The sequence below is a fragment of the Chitinibacter sp. ZOR0017 genome (assembly GCF_000799095.1).
In the GTDB taxonomy this organism is placed as follows: Bacteria; Pseudomonadota; Gammaproteobacteria; order Burkholderiales; family Chitinibacteraceae; genus Chitinibacter; species Chitinibacter tainanensis.
Genome location: NZ_JTLG01000034.1, coordinates 105,279 through 127,434, shown reverse-complemented (window position 1 = coordinate 127,434; position 22,156 = coordinate 105,279). Strand labels below are relative to the sequence as shown.

The 22,156-nt window shown below is 41.9% G+C and carries 21 protein-coding genes; 18 read left to right on the top strand and 3 right to left on the bottom strand.

Going from position 1 to position 22,156, the window contains the following annotated elements:
* Window positions 1-162: 162 nt before the first annotated feature.
* The 18 genes from L991_RS11695 to L991_RS11620 all read left to right on the top strand — a co-directional run bounded on the left by L991_RS11695 (window position 163) and on the right by L991_RS11620 (window position 19,042).
* Entirely contained in the window at window positions 163-1,236 is a 1,074-nt protein-coding gene (locus L991_RS11695) for a Wzz/FepE/Etk N-terminal domain-containing protein (RefSeq protein ID WP_047395561.1), read from the top strand.
* Window positions 1,237-1,497: 261 nt separating this feature from the next.
* Window positions 1,498-2,775 carry a flippase gene (locus L991_RS11690; protein ID WP_047395558.1) on the top strand — a complete coding sequence of 426 codons (1,278 nt, stop codon included), beginning with the start codon at window positions 1,498-1,500 and terminating at the stop codon, window positions 2,773-2,775.
* Window positions 2,772-3,593, top strand: coding sequence for a hypothetical protein (locus L991_RS11685; RefSeq protein WP_052190835.1), 822 nt, complete (start codon window positions 2,772-2,774; stop codon window positions 3,591-3,593). Before L991_RS11690 ends, L991_RS11685 begins: the two co-directional genes overlap by 4 nt.
* A complete protein-coding gene (locus L991_RS11680) occupies window positions 3,583-4,794 on the top strand; it encodes a putative nucleotide-diphospho-sugar transferase (protein WP_047395555.1) in 1,212 nt (403 codons plus the stop codon). Before L991_RS11685 ends, L991_RS11680 begins: the two co-directional genes overlap by 11 nt.
* Before the next feature lie 31 nt (window positions 4,795-4,825).
* Window positions 4,826-6,010: a hypothetical protein gene (locus L991_RS11675; protein ID WP_047395552.1), complete on the top strand. Its 1,185-nt coding sequence runs from the start codon at window positions 4,826-4,828 to the stop codon at window positions 6,008-6,010.
* A gap of 7 nt (window positions 6,011-6,017) precedes the next feature.
* Window positions 6,018-7,064, top strand: a complete 1,047-nt coding sequence (locus L991_RS11670; RefSeq protein WP_304413148.1) for a polysaccharide biosynthesis protein — start codon at window positions 6,018-6,020, stop codon at window positions 7,062-7,064.
* A 3-nt stretch (window positions 7,065-7,067) separates the two neighbouring features.
* Window positions 7,068-8,171 carry a capsular polysaccharide biosynthesis protein CapF gene (locus L991_RS11665; RefSeq protein WP_047395549.1) on the top strand — a complete coding sequence of 368 codons (1,104 nt, stop codon included), beginning with the start codon at window positions 7,068-7,070 and terminating at the stop codon, window positions 8,169-8,171.
* 14 nt (window positions 8,172-8,185) lie between these two features.
* A complete protein-coding gene (wecB, locus tag L991_RS11660) occupies window positions 8,186-9,316 on the top strand; it encodes a non-hydrolyzing UDP-N-acetylglucosamine 2-epimerase (RefSeq protein ID WP_047395546.1) in 1,131 nt (376 codons plus the stop codon).
* Window positions 9,301-10,542, top strand: a complete 1,242-nt coding sequence (locus tag L991_RS11655) for a glycosyltransferase family 4 protein (RefSeq protein WP_197053875.1) — start codon at window positions 9,301-9,303, stop codon at window positions 10,540-10,542. The genes wecB and L991_RS11655 overlap by 16 nt, the downstream gene beginning before the upstream one ends.
* Window positions 10,543-10,558: 16 nt before the next feature.
* On the top strand, window positions 10,559-11,158 hold the full coding sequence (locus tag L991_RS11650) for a sugar transferase (RefSeq protein WP_047395543.1): 600 nt from the start codon (window positions 10,559-10,561) through the stop codon (window positions 11,156-11,158).
* Between the two features lie 25 nt (window positions 11,159-11,183).
* Window positions 11,184-12,206 (top strand): 3-oxoacyl-ACP synthase III family protein, encoded by a 1,023-nt coding sequence (locus L991_RS11645; protein WP_047395540.1) that lies wholly within the window; start codon window positions 11,184-11,186, stop codon window positions 12,204-12,206.
* A gap of 14 nt (window positions 12,207-12,220) precedes the next feature.
* A complete protein-coding gene (locus L991_RS11640; RefSeq protein WP_047395536.1) occupies window positions 12,221-12,445 on the top strand; it encodes an acyl carrier protein in 225 nt (74 codons plus the stop codon).
* A gap of 2 nt (window positions 12,446-12,447) precedes the next feature.
* Window positions 12,448-13,512 carry a ketoacyl-ACP synthase III gene (locus L991_RS11635; protein ID WP_047395533.1) on the top strand — a complete coding sequence of 355 codons (1,065 nt, stop codon included), beginning with the start codon at window positions 12,448-12,450 and terminating at the stop codon, window positions 13,510-13,512.
* Window positions 13,509-14,273 carry an SDR family NAD(P)-dependent oxidoreductase gene (locus tag L991_RS16995; protein ID WP_081986648.1) on the top strand — a complete coding sequence of 255 codons (765 nt, stop codon included), beginning with the start codon at window positions 13,509-13,511 and terminating at the stop codon, window positions 14,271-14,273. The genes L991_RS11635 and L991_RS16995 overlap by 4 nt, the downstream gene beginning before the upstream one ends.
* Window positions 14,270-14,905: an acetyltransferase gene (locus L991_RS16990; protein ID WP_081986647.1), complete on the top strand. Its 636-nt coding sequence runs from the start codon at window positions 14,270-14,272 to the stop codon at window positions 14,903-14,905. The genes L991_RS16995 and L991_RS16990 overlap by 4 nt, the downstream gene beginning before the upstream one ends.
* Complete coding sequence (locus L991_RS11630; protein WP_197053874.1) at window positions 14,905-15,927, top strand: aromatic ring-hydroxylating dioxygenase subunit alpha; 1,023 nt, start codon at window positions 14,905-14,907, stop codon at window positions 15,925-15,927. The genes L991_RS16990 and L991_RS11630 overlap by 1 nt, the downstream gene beginning before the upstream one ends.
* A gap of 27 nt (window positions 15,928-15,954) precedes the next feature.
* Window positions 15,955-17,130, top strand: coding sequence for a DegT/DnrJ/EryC1/StrS aminotransferase family protein (locus tag L991_RS11625; protein ID WP_047395530.1), 1,176 nt, complete (start codon window positions 15,955-15,957; stop codon window positions 17,128-17,130).
* Window positions 17,131-17,143: 13 nt separating this feature from the next.
* Window positions 17,144-19,042 carry a nucleoside-diphosphate sugar epimerase/dehydratase gene (locus L991_RS11620; protein ID WP_047395526.1) on the top strand — a complete coding sequence of 633 codons (1,899 nt, stop codon included), beginning with the start codon at window positions 17,144-17,146 and terminating at the stop codon, window positions 19,040-19,042.
* Window positions 19,043-19,143: 101 nt separating this feature from the next.
* Here L991_RS11620 and rng read toward each other — a convergent pair whose 3' ends face one another.
* From rng to lptE, 3 genes are read right to left on the bottom strand one after another with little or no spacing between them, the layout of a single operon-like run.
* Window positions 19,144-20,595: a ribonuclease G gene (rng, locus tag L991_RS11615; protein WP_047395523.1), complete on the bottom strand. Its 1,452-nt coding sequence runs from the start codon at window positions 20,593-20,595 to the stop codon at window positions 19,144-19,146.
* On the bottom strand, window positions 20,592-21,617 hold the full coding sequence (gene holA / locus L991_RS11610) for a DNA polymerase III subunit delta (RefSeq protein WP_047395520.1): 1,026 nt from the start codon (window positions 21,615-21,617) through the stop codon (window positions 20,592-20,594). The genes rng and holA overlap by 4 nt, the downstream gene beginning before the upstream one ends.
* On the bottom strand, window positions 21,617-22,144 hold the full coding sequence (gene lptE / locus L991_RS11605) for an LPS assembly lipoprotein LptE (RefSeq protein ID WP_047395517.1): 528 nt from the start codon (window positions 22,142-22,144) through the stop codon (window positions 21,617-21,619). Before lptE ends, holA begins: the two co-directional genes overlap by 1 nt.
* Between the last annotated feature and the right edge of the window lie 12 nt (window positions 22,145-22,156).

Here is a 22,156-nt window from a genome sequence, read left to right as displayed (position 1 = left end):
CTCCTTGCAAGTGAGGTTGGAAACCCGCCCTAAAGGCGGGTTTTTGCTTGCAAATGTACGGCATTTTATTGCCGCTAGATAAAATAATTACAGTCCACATACACTGGTTGCTGTTGAAAAAAGCACGCAACAAGCAATCAAATTCTAAGACAAGAGTACAGCATGGCCGTTGAACAAATAGTTGCAAACCCTCCTAGTGATGAGAATTCAGTTTTTAATTTAGTGCTGGTATTGGCCAGGCATAAAAAGAAAATTATTGGTATGCCAATACTTGCTGGTCTAACAGCCGCACTGTTTGCTTATAGCCTTCCTGATGAATACACTGCAACTCTCAAAATTGCACCTTCCAAAAATGCGGCTACGTACAATTGGGTGTTAACCAATGAGCAAGTACTAGAACAAGTCTCAAAAGATCTAAAATTAGCCGAGCATTATCAAACTAAGACCAAAAAATCAACAAGAAAAAAAATGAATGATGCTGTGAAGGTTACCTTAAATACTAAGGATGGTTTCCTTGATGTAGCAGCTACTGATTTTAGCCCAGATTTCGCTGCTAAATTAGCTAATCGCATGGGGGTAGCATTGCAGCAAAATTTGTATAACCTCCGCTTGTTGGATGTATCAAAACAACGTTATGAACTTGAAACTCGTCGTCAATTGGCAATAAAAAATAAAGTCAAATTAGACGAAGTAATTAAACAGAATAAATTCGTCGAGGTTATTAATCAATTGTCCGCCACCGATCGTTACGGTATTACAAGTTTGGCAGCGATTCAGGCGGAAACAACTTTGCAAGGTGTTGGACCTGCGAGCAATAATACGTCTGATATGATGCAGGCGGAGCTGATTCGATTGCAAAGTCAATTGACCAGTTTGCAGCGATTAGTGACAGAAGGTATGGCAAAACGTGCAGTCGGTTTTGATAATGCCGTTTGGATCGCAGCAGTAGATAACTTACAGCAGCAGGCATATTGGAATGCATTAATTGACAGATTGGATCGACGCATTGAACTTCTAAATAAACAAGAGCGTGATGAGCTAAAAATGACAATGGCTGAGATTCCGGATGAAAAGTCTGGTCCGAAACGAGCCTTGATCGTCTTGCTGTCATCATGTTCAGCGCTATTTATCGTGAGTATATGGGCATTTGCTTCTGAGATGCTAATAAAATTAAGAGCGGCAGAGGGAAGTTCTAATATTATCGAGCAAATTATAAAAGCTTGGAAATCGAGATAACTTAGTTAATTGAGGTTAAAAAGATTTTTTGTGGGGCGATTAAAGTGCCAAAGTTGCAGATTGATTTTGTGTGAGGCGTCTTTCTGGTGTGTTTTTTACTATGATTGATCGTTAAAGTGATGTTGATTTGATTTAGATGAATGGTTTGTCTGTCGAAGTTCGATAAAACCTTAGCGGATTGCTAATAAATGCGGAACTGAGCTTGTGGTGCTATCAGTAGTGGTGTTGTTGGTGAGTTTAAACTGTTTTTAACTAAAGATAATGTCAATAAGAAATAATACTGTATGGAATCTAGTTGGCTCCGCTGCTCCCATGTTAATTGGGTTGCTAACAATTCCCTATTTGATTAAAAACTTAGGTGTAGAACTTTTTGGGGTTCTGACACTTATTTGGGCAATGATTGGGTATTTTAGCCTGTTTGATTTTGGTCTCGGACGTGCTCTAACCCAAAGTATTGCAGAAAAGAGAGCTTTGAATGAGTTTGTTCAACTAGAAAAAACTGCAAGAATAGGGTTGTATATAATAGGCGCAGCAGGGTTGCTAGGCTTGTTTATATTCGCTTTTGGAGCAAAAAGTTTAGGATATAAACTCCTTAATGTTAGCCCGGCCCTAGAGGAACATACCTATCATAGCCTGTTGATTGCGGCATTTGGGATTCCACTAGCAGCGTTAACCGCTGGACTTAAAGGTATACTAGAGGCGTTTGAAAAGTTCAAAATAGTGAACCAATTAAAGTTGGTTTTAGGGTTGGCAAATTTTATATTGCCTGCAGCTGTAATTTACTTTGTCGGTCCTTCAATCGAGTGGATTGTATTTAGCATTGTGTTTGCTAGACTGGTAATTCTGGTTTTTCACGCAATAACCACTCAGGCTATTGTAAGGATTTTTGGAATTGTCACGTTGTACGATATAAGATCAGCAAAGAGCTTATTTAAATTTGGAGCATGGATGACTGTTTCAAATTTAGTAAGTCCCTTGATGGTAATTTCGGATAGATTTTTGATTTCTTATTATTTAGGGGCAGCCACTGTTGCATTATATACAGTGCCAGCAGAGTTTTTAACAAGATTACTCATTATACCGGCTGCATACACCGCAGCTTTATTCCCACGCTTCGCTCAACTTAGAGCGGTCAGTTTGGTTGACTATAGAAATATATACATTAAATCATTGAAGTACACTTCATTTTTAATGATCGGGATCTTTTGTATTGTTAGTATAATTGCGCATCCTGGATTGTCATTATGGATTAATGCTGATTTTGCCGAGAAAACAAGTAATGTAGCAATTATATTGGCACTGGGGGTGATGTTCAATGGTATTGCACAAGTGCCACATTGTTCAATCCAGGCAAGTGGAGGCGCAAAAGTAACGGCGCAAATCCATTTAGTTGAATTCGTTATCTATATTCCAATGTTACTCCTTTTTATGAAATACTTTGGATTGATCGGGGCCGCAATAGCATGGACTGCAAGGGCATTCATCGATTTGGTCGTTTTGCTGGTTTTTGCTAGTAAGACTTGCGGGAGGGGGGTGTGAGTATTAATACGTTTGCATTAGGCTTTGTTTTATATCAACCAAAAGATTCTTTTTTTGATCGTTTGCAAAAAATTTCCGAATTGGGTGTCAGTATTTATATATTTGATAACTCGACTTCATTGATTGAAGGAGGGCATGCAATTGGGGCGGGTGGTAATATTTTCTATGAGAAGAACGCTAAAAATTACGGACTAGGTAAAGGATTGTATGATCTAGCAAATCGCGCATATTCAGACGGAAAAAAAGCGCTGATTTTTTTCGATCAAGATACAGTGATAACGCCAGAAACAATTCTTTTTATAATGAAATGTTGCGAAGATCCAACGGTCGATTTTTATAATGCGTGTGCAATTCTTTTTAGCGGAAGAAGAAAAGAGTTGATTGGTTTTGAGCCAGCCATTTCTAATGTAAAATTGGCGATTAATAGTGGTACGCTGTTCAACTTGGAATGTTTAAAAGAAATTGGTTGGCATGATCCATCCTTTTTTGTTGATGGTGTTGATTACGAATTTTGCCTAAGGTGTAAGATTAGAAAGAAAATAATTATTGAAGTTTCTAATGCACCTGGATTTGATCATGTATCAGAGCAAGATGACTTAACTTATAAGATCTTTGGATTAAAGCTAAGGATGAGAGCATATCCATTCTTTCGCATAAAAGACTACATTTTTTCGTCTAGTCGTCTTTTGTTCAAAAGTATTGCGAGTGGAGAGTTTTCATTTGCTCGGGAGTTGGCAAGACAGCTTAGCATTTATATGCTAAGTCAAGCGATCGTTAGACTTTTAAATGTATTCGGGTGTGGAAGTAATGGAAAATAATTTGTCAATTGCTAATTCGGCTGTTTTTTCGGTGTGCAATATTGCCTATTTACCAAAGGCACTTGCATTGGCAAAATCGCTCTATGCGAATAATGCAATTAGGCTAAAGATTTATATTTTTGATCGTAGGCAAGAAATCAATACTGATTTTGTTTTTGCAGAAATCATTTGGATCGAAGACGTTGGGCTCGAGGGTTTAGAAAAATATGCATTTAAATATGATATTACAGAGTTTAGCACCAGCTTGAAACCCTACCTTGCGTTGAAGTTGCTCGAGTTACATAAAAATGTTGTTTTTTTGGATCCAGACACATTCTGTTTTTCATCCATTCAACCTATTTTTGATGATTTGGAATCACATGCAATCGTTTTAACTCCGCATTATGTGACCCCACATGAACCTGGTGATGTGGGTATGATGCGCTTCGGTTCTTTCAATCTAGGGTTTTTTGCGGTTTCTCAGGATGAAGAGGCTTTACGCTTTCTAAAGTGGTGGAATGAACGTTGTTTAAATTTATGCTATTTTGAGACGCAGTTTGGTCTATCAACTGATCAAAAGTGGGTGTCTATCGCGCCATGTTTTTTCCCTGGAATTTACATATCATTTAATCTTGGATATAACGTTGCATTCTGGAATGCGCACGAACGTAAAATTGGGATAAATAATAATGGTGATTTTGTTGTTAACGAAAATTACCCGTTGATATTCTTTCATTTTAGCTCTTTTAATGAAGAGTGTATTGAATTGCTAAGCAAACGTCCATTTGTAGATAAAGAGAAAAAACGCCAAGATCTTTTGGCTGTTTCAAGAATTTATGCAGAAGAACTAAGTGAAACTAAGAAACTAGTACCAAAAATTGCATATACATTCGATTATATGAGTGATGGTAGCTATATATCGCCATCTTTGCGGCGTGCGTATGCGTCGATCTATGATGAGCTACCAGAGCAGCATGATCCATTTGATAGTGATGGAGTTGTGGGTAAGTTTGCAAAAAAAAATGGTTTGTATGTTAAAGATAGCAACTACTCAGCAATGGGATTTAAAGATAAAAACGCCAACCTTAATAAAATAAAGGTTGTTAATGTGATTATGCGTTTGATTCTCAAGGTAATTGGCCCCAATAAATTCATGAATTTATCACAGCTTCTGGTTTTTCTATCAAGTTATCGACTGAATCGGGATCTCTGGAAACTTTGATTTAAGAAAATTTTGCATGAGTGGAGTCTAAATGGTCGGCGTTATACTCATCCTTTTATGGTTTGGGGTGGTGTTTGATCCAGTAGGTAGTTTTTTTTCGCTGAATAAAATACTACTTGCACCAATTTTTATGTTGTATTTGATTGATGGACTAAGATTAAAGACTACTAGCTCTGACAGAAAGCTTGCCGTGGTTTTTGTTATAGTAAGCATGTCGATTTTTTTGGTTTTGTATGGATTGATCGTCGCTCAAATTAGAGGTGGACTTCGGCAAGAGTTTATTGATACTTCATATATAGCATCAGCAATATACTTAATGGTGACAATTACTTATTTAAGACCGAGTAATTTAAAGTGGTCTATGAATGGTATGGTGCTGTCGCTGAATTGTCTGTCGCTTCTTGTGATATATACTTACTTTGCATATTGGAATGGTTATACGCTCGATTTGTTATATTTCCTTGTTGAAAAAGGTGTCTTGTACTTAGGTGTCAGAGAGTATGCAGGATTTGAAATTCCATATGTCTACTATATTGCATCGCCTGTAATTTCTATTGTCGCATGTAAAGCTGTTAGTGACTATTTGAAAGAGGGTAGTTTTTTTTGTTTAATACAGGCAATTATTCCTACTGCCGCACTCTGTTTGACAGGAGTAAGGACTGCACAGATATGTGGTTTTGTTATCCTTGGGGTGGTACTTTTTCATAAAAATAAAAAAATATTCACTGCGGCCCTTTTTTTTGCAACGTTGATTATAGGTGTTGAAGCAACTCAAGTTGTCTTCGCTATGTTTGATTCAACCGATCATAGCAACGCTACAAAGCTAGAATACCTGCCGGTATATGGAGAGATGTTTGCAGATGCAGTGACTTTCCTTTTCGGTCAAGGGTTTAATGCGCATACTTGGAATGCTGAATTTTCTAGTCTAATTACAACTGATGGCGCTAGTAAAGTTGAATTGACTTATCTTGAGCTGTTACGAGTTTATGGCGTGATATTTGGAGTCATTCTTTTATTGATAGGTTTGATTCTTCCATTGGGATATTTGAAGAGTAACGAAAGGGAATTTGAATGGTTATATTATGGCATGATTCTGTTTCTGTTTAGCTCCGCATTGAACCCATATCTATTCTCGGGTACTGGTATGTTAGCATTGGGCCTTGTGCTTGGGGTATGCATAAATAGTGATGTGCGCACTAGCGCGTGTAAATTATGAGGTTTGTATGATTGCTGATATGTTCAAAGATAAAACATTGTTAATTACAGGTGGTACGGGATCGTTTGGTAATGCGGTATTGAAACGGTTCTTGAAATCTGAAATTGCTGAGATACGCATTTTTTCTAGAGATGAAAAGAAGCAAGATGATATGCGTAAAAAATATAATAATTCTAAATTGAAGTTTTATATAGGTGATGTGCGAGATTACCAATCAGTCTTGAATGCGACTCGAGGTGTTGATTATATCTATCATGCCGCTGCTTTGAAGCAGGTCCCATCATGCGAATTCCATCCCATGGAAGCTGTTAAGACTAATGTTCTAGGTACTGAAAATGTTTTGGAGGCAGCTATTGTAAATAGTGTGAAGCGTGTTGTTTGCTTGAGCACAGATAAAGCAGTTTACCCAATTAATGCCATGGGAATTTCAAAGGCCATGATGGAAAAAGTCATGGTGGCTAAATCACGTAATGTGGATGATAGTAAGACTGTGATTTGTGGTACACGCTACGGTAATGTGATGGCTTCGCGTGGTTCGGTAATTCCGCTGTTTATCGAGCAAATTCGTGCAGGTAAGCCCATTACAATTACTGATCCATCAATGACACGTTTCATGATGACTTTGGATGATGCTGTAGAGCTAGTTCTATACGCATTTGAGCATGGTAAAAATGGTGATATTTTTGTACAAAAAGCGCCAGCAGCTACTGTTGAAGTATTGACTCGTGCTTTGCTAGATATAGTAGGAAAACCAGATCATCAAGTGAATGTCATTGGTACCCGACATGGTGAAAAACTATACGAGGCATTATTGAGCCGAGAAGAAATGGTGGCCGCCGAAGATCACGGTGGCTATTACCGCGTACCACCTGATTTACGTGACTTGAATTATGGAAAGTTTGTTGAACAGGGCGATGCTCGGATTTCTGAGGTAGAAGATTACAATTCTCATAATACAGAGCGACTTGATATCGAAAGCATGAAAAAGCTATTGTATAAGCTTGAATTTATTCGTGGGATTCATGCTGGCAAAAATGTGCAGGTAGAGGATTAAGGAATGAAAATCTTAATCACTGGCGCCAATGGTTTTATTGGTAAAAACTTGCGAGTACATTTAAAAGAGGCTGGCTATCAAGATATTATTTGTATTGATCGTGAGTCCACTTCTGCTGATTTGCACGAAGGCTTAAAAAAAGCTGATTTTATATACCATCTTGCGGGGATTAATAGGCCAAAAGATGTGAGTGAATTTCACAGTGGTAATGTAGGATTAACTGATGAAATTATTGCTGCTTTAAATGGCCTAGATCGTTCGGTGCCGATTGTATATACTTCATCAATTCAGGCAGAGATTGATAACCCTTATGGAAATAGTAAATTAGCTGCAGAAGATATATTGCGCGAATACCAAATCAAAAGTCACGCATCAGTGTATATTTATCGATTGCCAAATGTATTTGGTAAATGGTGTCGTCCCAATTATAATTCCGCAGTTGCAACATTTTGCCATAATACAGCGCATAATTTGCCGATTACAATTAACGATGCAAATGCGCCATTGCAGCTAGTCTATATTGATGATGTTTGCGAAAGTTTTATCTCATTGCTGACTTTGCAACTCCCCTCAGGGCAAATAGATATATCTCCAGTTTACAATACAACAGTAGGGTATGTTGCTGAAATCATTGCTAAATTTAAGTCTAGTAGAGATACCCTGGTTACCGAGGCTGTTGGTACAGGTTTGGTCCGTGCTTTGTATTCAACCTACGTTAGCTATTTGGCAACGGATGATTTTTCCTATCAAGTACCCAGTTACGGTGATGCACGAGGTGTTTTTGTCGAGATGCTAAAGACCCCCGATTGCGGTCAATTTTCTTTCTTCACCGCACATCCAGGAATTACACGTGGTGGGCATTATCACCATACTAAAACAGAGAAATTCCTGGTTATTAAGGGGGAGGCTAAGTTTGGTTTTCGCCATATCTTAACGGGTGAGCGAATTGAGCTTATTACCAAAGGTGCTGAGCCGAGAATTGTAGAAACAATTCCAGGTTGGGCACATGATATTACAAATATTGGGCAAGATGAAATGGTTGTGATGCTCTGGGCAAATGAAATATTTGATCGCCAGAGGCCAGACACTGTTTCACATGAGGTCTAAAGAGATTAAAGAGAATGAAAAAATTAAAAGTAGCGACAGTAGTTGGTACTCGCCCAGAAATTATTCGCCTATCGCGTGTTTTGGCTAAACTGGATCAATATTGTGATCATACTTTGATTCATACAGGGCAAAATTATGATTATGAATTAAATCAAATTTTCTTTGATGATTTAGGTGTTCGCAAGCCCGATTTTTTCCTGAATGCAGCTGGTAAAAATGCGGCGGAAACAATTGGGCAAGTCATAATTGCTGTTGATGGAGCTTTGGATGAAGTCAAGCCAGATGCACTGCTGGTTTTGGGTGATACAAATAGCTGTTTGGCGGCAATTCCAGCTAAACGCCGTAAGATTCCAATTTTCCATATGGAAGCAGGAAATCGTTGTTTTGATCAGCGAGTACCAGAAGAAACGAACAGGAAAATTGTCGATCATACTGCCGATATTAATTTGACATATAGTGACATAGCACGTGAATATCTTTTGCGTGAAGGTTTGCCTGCAGATCGAATTATTAAAACTGGTAGCCCAATGTATGAGGTATTGATGCATTACCAAGAGGGTATTGATAATTCAGATGTTTTGAACCGCTTGAGTTTAGATGTTGGTAAATATTTTGTGGTTAGCGCACACCGCGAAGAAAATATCGATTCTGATATTAATTTGGCGAAGCTGGCCGAAACACTTAATGGTGTCGCCGAAAAATATGGCGAGCCAGTCATTGTTTCTACCCATCCACGCACTCAAAAACGGATTGATGCAAAAGGCATTCAATTTCACCCTTTGGTAAATTTATTAAAACCGTTAGGCTTTAAAGATTATGTGCGCTTGCAGCGGGATGCAAGGGCAGTACTATCTGACAGTGGAACAATCTCGGAAGAATCATCAATCTTGAATTTTCCTGCTGTTAATATTCGTGAAGCACACGAACGCCCTGAAGCGATGGAAGAAGCATCTGTGATGATGACTGGGCTTGATATTGAACGGGTATTACAGGCATTGGAAATCTTGGTGGATCAGCCTCGTTCCAACATTCGTCTATTGCGACCTGTTGCTGATTATTCGATGCCGAATGTATCTGATAAAGTCGTACGCATTATCCATAGTTATACCGACTATGTGAATCGTGTAGTTTGGAAGAAAAATTAAGGATTGATGTGCGAATTTTGTTAATTACCCAGTGGTTCGATCCTGAACCTACTTTCAAAGGCTTGGTTTTTGCACGTGCCCTTCAAGCTGAGGGTCACGAGGTCGAGGTAATTACTGGCTTTCCAAATTATCCGGGGGGAAAGGTTTACCCTGGGTACAAAGTTAAGTGGCGTCAGATTGAGTACATTGATGGAATTCGGATTAATCGGGTCCCTTTGTATCCAAGCCATGACGGTTCTGCCTTGAAAAGGATTTTTAACTATGTAAGCTTTGCTATTAGCTCATGTCTCTATGGGCTTTTTGCTGTGGGTAAGCCCGATGTGGTTTATGTTTACCATCCACCTTTGACTGTTGGGTTGTCAGCATCTATTGTTTCATTATTCAGACGGGTGCCATTTGTTTATGATATTCAGGACTTATGGCCAGATACGCTCACAGCTACCGGCATGGTTAGAAATAAATATGTACTTTCTATTGTTTCTGTATTGTGCAAATTTGTATATAGATCAGCTTCAAAATTAGTAGTTCTTGCTCCTGGATTTAAGAAAAAATTAATTGAAAGAGGGGTTGCAGCACAAAAGATTGAGGTTGTTTATAATTGGTGTGATGAAAACTCTCTAAAGAATTACGAATTAAACCATTCTTATGCCCATGAATTTTATGGTAGATTCAATATCGTCTTTGCCGGCAATATGGGGAAGGCGCAAGGGTTGGATGCTGTGCTAAATGCGGCTAAGTTAGTCAAAGTGGATGTACCCCGTGCCCAGTTTGTTATGATAGGTGATGGAGTTGAGGTTGGTCGATTAAAACAGCGTGTTGAAAATGAAAATATAAGTAATGTTTTATTTATGCCACGCATTCCCATGAGCGCTGTGGGCGCTGCCTTGGGGGCTGCGGATGTGTTGCTTGTTCATCTTAAAGATGATCCTTTGTTTTCAATCACTATTCCATCAAAAACGCAGGCATACCTTGCCGTTGGCAAACCAATAATAATGGGTGTAAAGGGGGATGCAGCTGACTTAATCAAGCAAGCAAAAGCAGGAGTATGTATTGATCCTGAAGATTCTATGGCCTTAGCTAGAGCTGTTGAGCTTTTGGCGAATAAGAGACAGGAAGAGTTATTAGAAATCGGGTTAAATGCTGAGAGTTTTTATCACAAAAATTTGTCATTGCAAATTGGTGTTAGGCGGTTTAGTGAAATTTTTAACCAGTTGATTATCAAGTGATGATGTGTGCATTTTTATGAAGCGTGCTTTTGATTTTGTTTTTGCGCTGTGTGCTCTAGTGGTACTCATGCCAATTATTTTTGTAGTTGCTATTCTTGTAGCTAGTAAACTGGGCCGACCAATTTTATTTGTGCAGTTGCGTCCAGGTCTTCGTGGTAGACCTATTAAAATTTACAAGTTTCGGAGCATGAACAATGCGAGAGATGCATCTGGTCAACTTCTGTCCGATGCGAAACGCTTAACTCCATTTGGTCTTTTTCTACGCAGATCTAGCCTTGATGAACTTCCACAGTTATATAACGTGTTGCGTGGTGATTTAAGTTTAGTAGGCCCTAGGCCTTTACTGATGAATTATTTGCCTTTGTATTCACTTGAGCAGATGCGTCGACATGACGTTAGGCCTGGTATTACGGGGTGGGCTCAAGTCAATGGACGAAACGCCATAAGTTGGGAAGAAAAGTTCAATCTTGACGTTTGGTATGTTGATAATAGATCCATGATGCTGGATTTGAGAATTATTTTACTCACTATAAAAAAAGTTATAGCGCGTGATGGAATAAGTGCTGAAGGTGAGGCTACTATGCCACCATTTACCGGCACAAAAAAACCTGAGTAATCCATCAAAGGGAAATAAATCAGCCATGCAAAGAAAAACTCGTATACTGGATATGGCAAGCTACCTGCCTGAGTTTGAGCTAAATAATGACGAACTGGCACGGATTTATCCTGACTGGACTGCGGATAAAATTTATTTAAAAACGGGTATTAAGTCTAGACGTATTGCTAGTGAAAGTGAAACTGCAGTTGATTTGGCATTTAATGCAGCCTCTGCTTTATTTGAAAATGGTTTGGTTAATCGTCGTGATATTGATTTTATTATCTTGTGTACCCAAACTCCTGACTATTTTCTCCCGACTTCTGCCTGTATCTTGCAGGATCGTTTGGGCATACCTACCTCTGCGGGGGCTCTTGATGTAAATCTAGGATGTTCGGGGTATGTTTATGGATTGTCTTTGGCACATGGGCTTATCTCTTCTGGATCTGCTAAGTGTGTGTTATTATTGACAGCAGATACATATACAAAGTTAATTCATCCACATGACAAAAGCGTGCGAACTCTTTTTGGCGATGCTGCAGTAGCAACTGTGCTTGTTGAATCTTCAGCACAAGATCAATCTTCAATTGGCAGTTTTGTTTTTGGGACAGACGGTAGTGGTGCGAACGATTTAAAAGTCGATGCTGGCGGATTTAGGAACTTACACGCTGATACTGATCAAAAAGAAGTTGTGGATGATTCTGGTAATATCAGAACATCCTCGAATTTGCAAATGAATGGCGCTGCAATTATGGCTTTTTCCCTGACTGTTGTGCCTAAAGCATTCAATTTAATACTTGATAAGTCAGGTTTGAATCGAGATGATTTTGATTTTTTTGTTTTTCATCAGGCTAATAAGTTCATGCTTGATTCATTAAGAAAAAAATTAAAAATTCCAGAAGATAAGTTTCCCATTTTAATGGAGTCTTGTGGTAACACTGTTTCATCCAGTATTCCTATGGCTTTGTTGGAGATGCGTAAGAGCGGCCAGCTTGTCAGAGGGAAGAGGGTAATGCTTCTTGGATTTGGTGTTGGCCTTTCTTGGGCTGGTTGTGTGCTTAATTTTTAGATAGGTATTTTATTATGAGTGAATTTTATGAAGGTATGGCTGAGATTTTTGAAGTTGATTTAGAGGTTATTACTTCAGAACTTAGTTTAGAATCTGTGGCTTGGGACTCATTGGCTATTGTATCAACAATAGCACTGGTTGATGATTGTTTCAATGTAATGCTTGAGGGGCGAGCACTTAGCCTTTGCTCTACTATCGCAGATATTGAAAAGTTAATTGAAGCAGCAAAGCGAGGCTAAGAATGGATATGTTGGCTTCAAATATGGGGAAGGAAGTGCAAATTGCTGGTGCACGTATCGCAGGTATTGTTGCTTGCGTACCAAAGACAGAAATTTGCAATGATTTTTTTCATGACCGTCACACTGAGGCCGACATTAATGATGTTATAAAAATGATCGGTGTAAAGAAACGCCGTTGGGTTACTGATGGTGTGACTACTCATGATCTCTGTCTTGCAGCTGCGGAAAGACTGCTTGAGGCGCTCAGTTGGGACCGTAGTTCGATTGATGCCATCATTTTTGTAAGTCAGACACCAGATTATGTTTTGCCTGCAACGGCTTGTTCTTTACAGGCGGAGCTTGGCCTACCTAAGTCTTGCATTGCCTTCGATGTTAACTTAGGTTGTTCTGGTTATCCTTATGCTCTCTGGTTAGGGATGACATTAATTCAGTCAGGTGCTGCAAACCGTGTTTTATTAGCCGTTGGTGATACGATCAGTAATATTATCGACCCGAATGATCGTTCGACAGTGTTTTTATTTGGCGATGCAGGCACAATAACAGCCTTAGAGTCATCATCAAACAGTGAAGGTGCTTTTTTCGTTTTAGGAACGGATGGTTCTGGTGTAAAAAATCTTATTGTCCCGCAAGGGGGATTTAAGAACTTAACCGAGTTTTCGGATGAGCGCTTTGTTGGGCGCAAGATGGATTCACTTTACATGGATGGTGGTGAAATTTTTAATTTCACCTTGAAATCCGTGCCCCCCTTAGTAAATCGTTTATTCGAATTTTCTAGCTCCGTTGAGTCTGATTATGATTATTTTTTGTTCCATCAAGCAAATCTGTTCATGCTTAAGCACTTGGCTAAAAAAGCTAAGCTCCCTTTAGATAAGGTCCCTATCAACATTGATTCCTATGGTAATACTAGTTCAGCCTCTATCCCGTTGCTAATGGTTACAGATCTAAAAGAAAAATTGCTAAACAAAAATAGCAAGCTGGCGATGTTTGGTTTTGGAGTCGGGTATTCGTGGGCTGCTTGTTCAATTTCTGTTGGTGATTTAAAAGTTGTCGAAATGGTGGAGCTATGATTTTTTCTTCTGATTGTTTAGCCGGGCAAATTTATTTAGTTACAGGCGCTTCATCTGGTATTGGTTTAGCATCGGCACAGTTAATCAGCCGATGTGGTGGCAAAGTCGTTTTAGTTGGGCGTAATCAGCAACGACTTGAAGAAGCCATTCAGTTAATGCAAAGTCCTAATATCCATAGCTATTGCATTCAGGATATTACTGATTCTGATAGCGTAGTTGGTTGGATTAAAGAATTAGCCGAGTTGCATGGGCCTTTCTCCGGTGTTTTTCACTCGGCGGGTTTGGAAATGGTAAAGCCATCTAAATTAACAAAACAAGCTGACTTGGAAAAGTTGTTTGCTGCTTCATTGTATGGCGCATTTGGTGTAGCTAGGGCAGTAAGCCTGAAAAATATTGTCAAAGATGGTGCATCGATCGTTTTTATGTCATCGGTTGCTGCGGTTACAGGCCAGCAAGGGATGACCGCATATTCAGCATCAAAAGCAGGCATTGAAGGCTTAGTCAGATCTCTTTCATGTGAGCTTTCAAGTAGAAAAATCCGTGTTAATTCAATTGCCGCCGGGGCGGTAAGCACCTCTATGCATGATAGATTGATCAGAAATAGTACTGTTGAAGTTATTGATGCTTACGAGCAGTCACACCTTTTAGGTTTTGGTCAAGCTGAAGATATTGCGAATGCCGTTGTTTTTTTATTAGCGGACTCTTCAAAGTGGATAACCGGTAGTTCGCTAAGAGTTGATGGTGGATATACAGTAAGATGAAAAGTTTGCGTTGGATTTTAGTAGGTGCAGGTGGGTTTGGTCGTGAACTTATATGCTGGGCTGATGATTGCCTTGAGTCTGCAGATCGTATTGGGTTTTCAGGTTTTTTAGATTCAAATGCTGGTGCTTTAGATAATTTTTCCTATCAGCTAGATTGGTTGGGTAGTATTGAAAGCTATAATCCACAAGAAAATGATCGCTTTATTTTAGGTGTAGGTGATCCTGCAACTAAGCAAAAAATCGTTAATGCGCTTAAGGCTAAAGGCGCCATTTTTGGTCAGCTTATACATCCATCAGCAACTATTGCAAAAACTGCAATTTTGGGTGAAGGCGTGATTGTTTGCCCACACTCTTTAGTTTCTGCTGATTGTTCAATTGGAAGCTTTGTTTCAATAAACGCATTAAGCTCTGTTGGACACGATGCTTTTATTGGTGATTATGTAACCCTCAGCGCTCACGTTGATTTAACTGGTGGTGTAAAAGTCGGTGATTTTGCTTTTTTTGGCACGGGTGCGAAAGTCCTGCCAAAGGTAAGTATAGGTGAAAATTCACTTATCGGTGCTGGGGCAATAATCATCAGAACTGTTAAGCCAGGTAGTGTTATGTATGCTCAACCGGCAAAAAAATTATAATGATGAACTTTGATTGCGATCTATTTTCACGTTACTGGCACCTGGCGTGCCATCGTCGAGAGTTAGCGGTTCACGGGGACTTTATCCGTTTTGATTCCCCCTTGGGCGAAGTCGTTGTGTTTAACGACTCTGGCAATATTGTTGCATTTGACAATCGATGCCCTCACCGTGGCGCAAGGATTTTTCTTGCCGATCATGGCAATCAGCCTTTTTACTGTGAGTATCATGGTTGGTCCTTTAAAAACGGAAAAGTACTTATTCCCGAAGCACAGTCATTTTCTTCATGCAATGTGAATTTGGCAAAACTTAAGCAATACTCGGTGGGTTGGTGCGGCGATTTTGTTTTTTTTAGTGTTGATCCAATGATGGCGCTTTATGAGCAATTAGGTGCAGTAGCTGAAACTCTAGAAAATATTTCGTTCAATATTGATTTACGAAGCGATTTTAATCGTTATAAATTTGAATGCTATTGGCCATTGGCAATTGAGAATGCCCTTGAACCATATCATATAAATATGGTGCATCCTGAAACACTTGCTAGTCTTCAGTTAGAAAAGGGGGTTAATGAATTTTTTGGTGTTAATTCAATTTGGTATGCGCCTGTTGGAAATATTCGGCTAAAGAAAAATTTAGAGCGGATGTCTAAATTTTTAAGTATCGATTATAAATATGATGGGTACATGAGTATATATCTTTTCCCTTTTTCTATGGTGTCTTCGACCTACGGGTTCTCATACTCCATTCAGAATTTTTTTCCAGGGAGCAAAGATGTTAATCTTACTAACTTTACAAGTCGGTTGTTAACTGCTGCTGTTGTTTCTGAAGATGCAAGACAAGTCTTAAAGCCGTTTTTTGAATCTAGCGCAATGGTAAATCGTAAAGTTTTTGAGGAAGATCACTCCGTTTGCAAGCGAATGCCTAAGAATTCCTGGAGTTCCGAGCCATTGGTTTTTTTCTCTGACTCGGAAGTGAAAATTCAGCATTTCAGGGACTCATGCCAGCGCTTTATGCATTCTGTATGAATTGGCATTTTTTGATAATATACTTTTATGCTTAATACTAAACTCGCTCCTTGGCCTTCCTTTTCAGATGCTGAAATCATGGCCGTAACTGAAGTTCTGAAGTCAGGTAAGGTTAATTATTGGACTGGTTCAGAGTCTCGACTATTTGAAAAAGAATTCAGCGCATGGTGTGAAGCAAAATATGCAGTCGCTTTATCTAATGGGACTTTAGCGTTAGATGTCGCTCTCAAGGCTCTTGGTATTGGTCCTGGCGATGATGTTATTGTAACCTCTCGTACATTTTTAGCTTCGGCAAGTTGTATTGTAACGGCAGGTGCTAATCCCATCTTTGCTGACGTTGACCTCAACAGCCAAAATATTACTGCGGAAAGTATTGCTGCTGTTCTTACGGACAACACTAAAGCAATTATTTGTGTTCATCTAGCTGGCTGGCCATGCGAAATGGATGACATCTTGGCTCTCGTGCGTGAAAAATCAATTTTTATAATTGAAGATTGTGCTCAAGCACATGGCGCAAAATATAAAGGCCGTCCAGTCGGTTCAATTGGAGATGTTGCTGCTTGGTCTTTCTGCCAAGATAAAATTATGTCCACTGGCGGTGAGGGCGGAATGGTAACAACGAATAATGAACAGCTTTGGCGCAAGATGTGGTCTTATAAAGACCATGGAAAATCTTGGGATGCCGTTTATGATAGACAGCATCCTCCTGGTTTTCGTTGGTTGCATGATACGTTTGGTACAAACTGGCGCATGATGGAGATTCAGGCAGTCATTGGGCGTATACAGCTCCAATGTATGCAAGAATGGACACAAAAACGTCAGCTTAATGCGGCAAAAATTGATCAAGTAGCCAAGCGATTTGCATGTATTCGTTTGCCAGAAATTCCTGCTTATATAGAGCATGCGCAGTATAAGCATTATTTATTTGTTGAACCTACTAAGTTAAAAGACGGTTGGACACGTGATCGCATCATCGATTCACTTGCAACATTGGGTATTCCTTGCTACCAAGGGTCCTGTTCTGAAGTGTACTTAGAGAAGGCTTTTGACGGTACTCCTTGGCGTCCAGCGAAGCGTTTGCCTAATGCACAGAATCTTGGTGATACTAGTTTAATGTTTTTAGTCCATCCCACATTGACTGATGCTGATATGAAATCCGTTTGCGATGCTTTAGAACTCGTGCTGCAGCAAGCATCCATTTGATTGGTTATTTTCCATGATTCGTCGGTTGTCTCTTTTGCCACGTACAGCAAAAAGTCTAATTATACTTGCTGTTGATTTTTCGCTATTGCCAGTAGCTCTATGGGCTGCAATAGCTTTGCGTCTGGACGATTGGGGTTATCCTCGGCAGTTTGATTGGTGGATTTTTATTCTTCCTTCAATCATTGCGGCGCCTATATTTATTCGTTTTGGATTATATCGTGCTGTAATTCGCTATATCGAAGATAGGGCAGTTATTACAATTGCAAGTGCTGTTTCTTTGGCTGTTTTTGGTTTTATTACTACTTTGCATTTGTTGCAAGTAAGTGGTGTTCCACGTGGATCTTTGGTCATTTTTTGGTTTCTATCCCTGGCAATCATAATTACAAGTCGTTTTGTGGCTCGTGCTTTTTTACGACACATGGCGCCATTGGCTACGCAGTGCAAATCTGTGTTAATTTATGGTGCTGGTAGTGCTGGCCGCCAGTTAGCTACCGCATTGAAAACTGGTCAAGAATATGTTCCGGTTGGCTTTGTTGATGATTCTTTAGAGTTACATGGCCTGTTAATTAGTGGTTTAAGAGTAATTACAAACCGCCAAATGGTTGAAAAAATTGATGCAGGATTGGTAGATCAAGTATTGCTAGCAATTCCATCTGCACCACGTTCTAGGCAAATTCAATTAGTCAACCAGCTAGAACCCCTTGCTGTTGAGGTTCGAATTCTTCCCGGTATGGCGGATCTAATCAGTGGTGAAGTACGTCTAACTGATGCTCGTGAAGTCGGTGTTGATGAATTACTAGGTAGAGAGCCTGTCCCACCCAATCAAGAGTTACTTGCTCGTAACATTACTAGTAAGACTGTAATGGTAACTGGAGCGGGGGGCTCTATAGGCTCAGAGCTTTGTCGCCAAATTATTCGTAATCAACCCACTGCTTTAATCCTGTATGAGCTATCAGAATTCGCTCTTTATTCAATTGAACAAGAGTTAAGCCAGATTGTACGTGAACTAGGTCTTAATGTTGCAATCCACCCTGTTTTGGGCTCAGTTCAAAACGGTATGCGTTTAGCCGCAATTATGGCCCGTTATGAAGTCCAGACTGTCTATCATGCAGCCGCATACAAGCATGTGCCATTGGTTGAGTTCAATATCACAGAGGGCATTTTGAATAATGCGTTCGGCACTCGCTCAGCTGCAGCCGCGGCTATTGAAGCTGGTGTCGAATCTTTTGTACTGATTTCCACGGATAAGGCCGTACGTCCGACTAATGTGATGGGTGCAAGCAAACGAATGGCCGAGCTTGCATTGCAGGCATATGCCCAAGACCCCACGGTTAAAACGCGCTTCAGTATGGTACGTTTTGGTAATGTGTTGGGCTCGAGTGGCTCGGTTGTACCCCTATTTCGTAAGCAGATTGCCGCTGGTGGACCGGTTAAAGTCACTCACCCCGAAATTAATCGTTTTTTTATGACTATTCCAGAAGCATCCCAGCTCGTAATTCAAGCCGGAGCAATGGGGGGCAATGGCGAGGTCTTTGTACTGGATATGGGGCAGCCGGTCAAAATTGTTGACTTAGCTCGCCGTATGATTCACTTGAGTGGTTACCGGGTCAAAGACGAAAGCAATCCAAACGGTGATATCGCGATTGAATTTACCGGTTTGCGTCCCGGTGAAAAACTCTATGAAGAATTGCTGATTGGTGACAATGTTAGCGGGACAGAACATCCGCGGATTATGAAAGCTAATGAGGGGTCCTTGACAATGGATGCATTGGAGCAAGTCACTGCCGAATTAGCGATCGCGTGCTCAAATAATGACTCACGTAAAATCATCGAAATTTTGCAGCAATGCGTCTCTGGTTTTAAACCAGATCAAGCTGTACGCGATCACTTGTGTGAGTTTGCCGAGCATTAATAGTTAGGGTATCGCCTTGCAGTCCTTATAGAATATTGCTTTCGGAAAATACCCTCTGATTCTAGGGGCTGCTGGCAATAGCGTTGAAGCCGGTTAACCGATCAAACTAGTACCACATCAAATTGCTCTTGCGAGTAAGCCGACTCTACCTGCAGGTAGATCGGCTTACCGATGAAGTCCACTAACTGCGCCAGGTTCGCAGATTCCTCATCTAAAAACATATCAATCACCGACTGCGCAGCCAAAATGCGGTATTCGCTGGCGTTGAACTGTCGTGCTTCGCGCAAAATTTCGCGCAAAATCTCATAACAGATTGTTTGTGGGGTTTTCACTTCGCCACGGCCTTGACAGGTTGGGCAGGACTCGCAGAGGACGTGCGCTAGTGATTCGCGCGTGCGTTTACGGGTGATTTCCACGAGCCCCAAGCTCGTAAATTGGCTGACGGTAATTTTGGTGCGATCGCGTTCGAGCGCTTTTTTCAATTCATCCAGCACCGCAGCTTTGTGATTTTCATTATCCATGTCGATGAAATCGACGATGATAATGCCACCTAAATTGCGCAGGCGCAGCTGCCGGGCGATGACTTGCGTGGCTTCCAGATTGGTTTTGAAGATGGTGTCATCAAACGAGCGCGTGCCGACAAAGCCGCCGGTATTTACATCAATAGTGGTCATTGCTTCGGTTTGATCGATGATCAAATAGCCACCAAATTTTAAATTTACGCGGCGGCTTAAGGCGCGTTCAATTTCGGCTTCTACGCCATACAATTCAAATAAGGGCCGATCACCGCTGTAATGCTGAATTTTCGGTAGCACGTCGACCACGAAGCGTTCGGCGAATTGTGTCATGCGCGCGAAATTTTCGCGGCTATCAACGTGCACCGTTTCGATATTGTCGGTCACCATATCGCGCAGTACGCGCAGTTGTAGCGATAAATCCTGAAATAACAGCGAGCGGGCCGGTTTGGTTTGGCTGCTTTGGCGGATATCGGCCCAAATCAGATTTAGATAATCGATATCAGCTTGCAATTCTTCATTGCTGGCGTGATCGGCATTGGTGCGGATGATGTAGCCGCCATGCTGTTCGGGCAACATGGCTTCAAGGCGCTTGCGCAGCTGATCCCGTTCTGCGTCATCGCCAATTCGCTGCGAAATTCCGATGTGATTATCTTGCGGCAGAAATACCAAAAAACGCCCGGCGATGCTGATTTGCGTTGAGAGGCGGGCGCCTTTGCTGCCGATGGGGTCTTTGATCACTTGCACCATCACGGCTTGGCCTTCGTGCAGAATACGCTCGATGCGCTGCGGCTCATTCGGATGTTGGCGTTGTTCAATCACATCGGCAATATGCAAAAATGCGGCACGCTCAAGGCCGATTTCGATAAACGCGCTTTGCATACCAGGCAACACCCGCTTCACCAGACCCAGATAAATATTCCCCACCAGGCCGCGATGTGCGGTGCGCTCGATATGAATATCCTGCACGACACCATCTTCAATGGTGGCGACACGGGTTTCTTGTGGGGTGATATTAACGAGGATCTGTTCTTTCATAGGCCACGGGGTGCAAGTTGCGGGTTGATCAGAAGGAGGGCAAGGCGATTGAGTTCGGCCCAGACATCGCCCTCACCGATGCCTTTGATTAAAGCATCAAGCTGGCGGGCCAGCTGCAGGGCGGCTTTCAATCGTTTGGCGTTTACGCGGCTGGCGGCGCCTTCGATGAGACGTTGTTTAATGCCCCAAATGCGCAGCTCTTTGGTGAGCTGAGCGGCGGGCACGCCGCGCGAACGACCTTGCGCAAATTTATACAAAGTGCGGGTTTCTTCCGCTAGCGCCCATAAGACTAAAACGGGGGACTCGCCTTCAGCGCGCAGGCCATCGAGCATATGGCAGACCCGCTGGGCATCACCGGTTAGCACGGCTTCACCCAAGCTAAACACATCATAACGGGCGACATTGGCAACGGCGGCTTCCAGCTCGGCGAGCTGTAATTCGCCCTTTGGATGTAGCAGGCCAAGCTTCTGGATTTCTTGGTGCGCAGCCAGCAAATTACCTTCTACCCGATCCACCAGCCAATCCATCGCGCTGGCGCTTAAAGATTGACCTTGTTGCTGTAGGCGTTGGCGTATCCAGTCGGGCAGCTGCTGGCGCTCTATGGCCTTGGCCTCAACCACTACGCCGGCCTTGGCCAAAGCCTGCATCCATTTACTGTTGAGCGCGGTTTTGTCGAGCTTGGGTAAGGTGATAATGGTAAGTATGTCGCTGGATAGATTGCTGGCAAAGGCTTCTAGCGCTTTACCCCCCTCGGCTCCGGGTTTGCCATTGGGAATGCGCAGCTCAAGCAGGCGCAATTCGGCAAACAGCGACATGCTTGCGCTGCTGGTACTGAGCTGGCTCCATTGAAAGTGTGCGGCGTTTTCAACGGTGAGCACTTCGCGCTCGTGATAGCCGGCGGTGCGTGCGGCATCGCGAATGGCTTGTGCGGCTTCTAGCGCCAGCAAAGATTCATCACCATGAATGACATACAGCGGGGCTAGGCCCCGCTGCAATGCTTTGCCCAGTTCATCCGGGCGCATTATTGCCCCGCAGCGCTGGCCGTGCTGGCGGCTTTGGCCTGTTGAGCTTTTGCCGCTGCGGCAATCCGGCGCACGATCTGGGCGGCGGCATCACGCTGCATTTCTTTATACAGCCGTGCTTCTTCGCTTTCTTTCGACAGGACGCTGTTTTCATCCCAGCTGATATTGCGCTGCAAGGTCAGTGGCACATCATCGAGCAGCGGCTCGCCCTTTTGGTTGGCACTAAAGCGCACGCGGTAGAACAGGCGATATTCCGATACCTGCCCCGAATTGTTGACGCTTAGTACCTGGCGATCGGCACTTTCGTTCAGAATTTGCACGCTTAATTCCGGCTGGTTGCGGGTTACGGTGATTTGCATCAGCTGGAATTGCCGCGTGAGCTCATGGCTGGCGGCGCCTTCACCCACTACCTGCGCGGTGGTAAAGCTCAGTTTGGCCGCCGGCCCTTGCCCGCGCAAATGAAAGCCACATGCTACCAGCAAGGTGCTGAGCAAGGTGAGCAATAAGGTGCGCAGGGTAAGGGTCATGGCGGTGTCCTG

What these genes read in the sequence shown, in the direction of transcription:
- L991_RS11680 (WP_047395555.1), top strand. Translation starts at nt 3,583, where the DNA reads ATGGAAAATAATTTGTCAATTGCTAATTCGGCTGTTTTTTCGGTGTGC.
- rng (WP_047395523.1), bottom strand. Translation starts at nt 20,595, where the DNA reads ATGAAAGAACAGATCCTCGTTAATATCACCCCACAAGAAACCCGTGTC.
- L991_RS11650 (WP_047395543.1), top strand. Translation starts at nt 10,559, where the DNA reads ATGAAGCGTGCTTTTGATTTTGTTTTTGCGCTGTGTGCTCTAGTGGTA.
- L991_RS11625 (WP_047395530.1), top strand. Translation starts at nt 15,955, where the DNA reads ATGCTTAATACTAAACTCGCTCCTTGGCCTTCCTTTTCAGATGCTGAA.
- L991_RS11670 (WP_304413148.1), top strand. Translation starts at nt 6,018, where the DNA reads ATGATTGCTGATATGTTCAAAGATAAAACATTGTTAATTACAGGTGGT.
- L991_RS11620 (WP_047395526.1), top strand. Translation starts at nt 17,144, where the DNA reads ATGATTCGTCGGTTGTCTCTTTTGCCACGTACAGCAAAAAGTCTAATT.
- L991_RS11690 (WP_047395558.1), top strand. Translation starts at nt 1,498, where the DNA reads ATGTCAATAAGAAATAATACTGTATGGAATCTAGTTGGCTCCGCTGCT.
- L991_RS11630 (WP_197053874.1), top strand. Translation starts at nt 14,905, where the DNA reads ATGATGAACTTTGATTGCGATCTATTTTCACGTTACTGGCACCTGGCG.
- L991_RS11675 (WP_047395552.1), top strand. Translation starts at nt 4,826, where the DNA reads ATGGTCGGCGTTATACTCATCCTTTTATGGTTTGGGGTGGTGTTTGAT.
- holA (WP_047395520.1), bottom strand. Translation starts at nt 21,617, where the DNA reads ATGCGCCCGGATGAACTGGGCAAAGCATTGCAGCGGGGCCTAGCCCCG.
- L991_RS11645 (WP_047395540.1), top strand. Translation starts at nt 11,184, where the DNA reads ATGCAAAGAAAAACTCGTATACTGGATATGGCAAGCTACCTGCCTGAG.
- lptE (WP_047395517.1), bottom strand. Translation starts at nt 22,144, where the DNA reads ATGACCCTTACCCTGCGCACCTTATTGCTCACCTTGCTCAGCACCTTG.
- L991_RS16995 (WP_081986648.1), top strand. Translation starts at nt 13,509, where the DNA reads ATGATTTTTTCTTCTGATTGTTTAGCCGGGCAAATTTATTTAGTTACA.
- L991_RS11665 (WP_047395549.1), top strand. Translation starts at nt 7,068, where the DNA reads ATGAAAATCTTAATCACTGGCGCCAATGGTTTTATTGGTAAAAACTTG.
- L991_RS11640 (WP_047395536.1), top strand. Translation starts at nt 12,221, where the DNA reads ATGAGTGAATTTTATGAAGGTATGGCTGAGATTTTTGAAGTTGATTTA.
- L991_RS11695 (WP_047395561.1), top strand. Translation starts at nt 163, where the DNA reads ATGGCCGTTGAACAAATAGTTGCAAACCCTCCTAGTGATGAGAATTCA.
- L991_RS16990 (WP_081986647.1), top strand. Translation starts at nt 14,270, where the DNA reads ATGAAAAGTTTGCGTTGGATTTTAGTAGGTGCAGGTGGGTTTGGTCGT.
- L991_RS11635 (WP_047395533.1), top strand. Translation starts at nt 12,448, where the DNA reads ATGGATATGTTGGCTTCAAATATGGGGAAGGAAGTGCAAATTGCTGGT.
- wecB (WP_047395546.1), top strand. Translation starts at nt 8,186, where the DNA reads ATGAAAAAATTAAAAGTAGCGACAGTAGTTGGTACTCGCCCAGAAATT.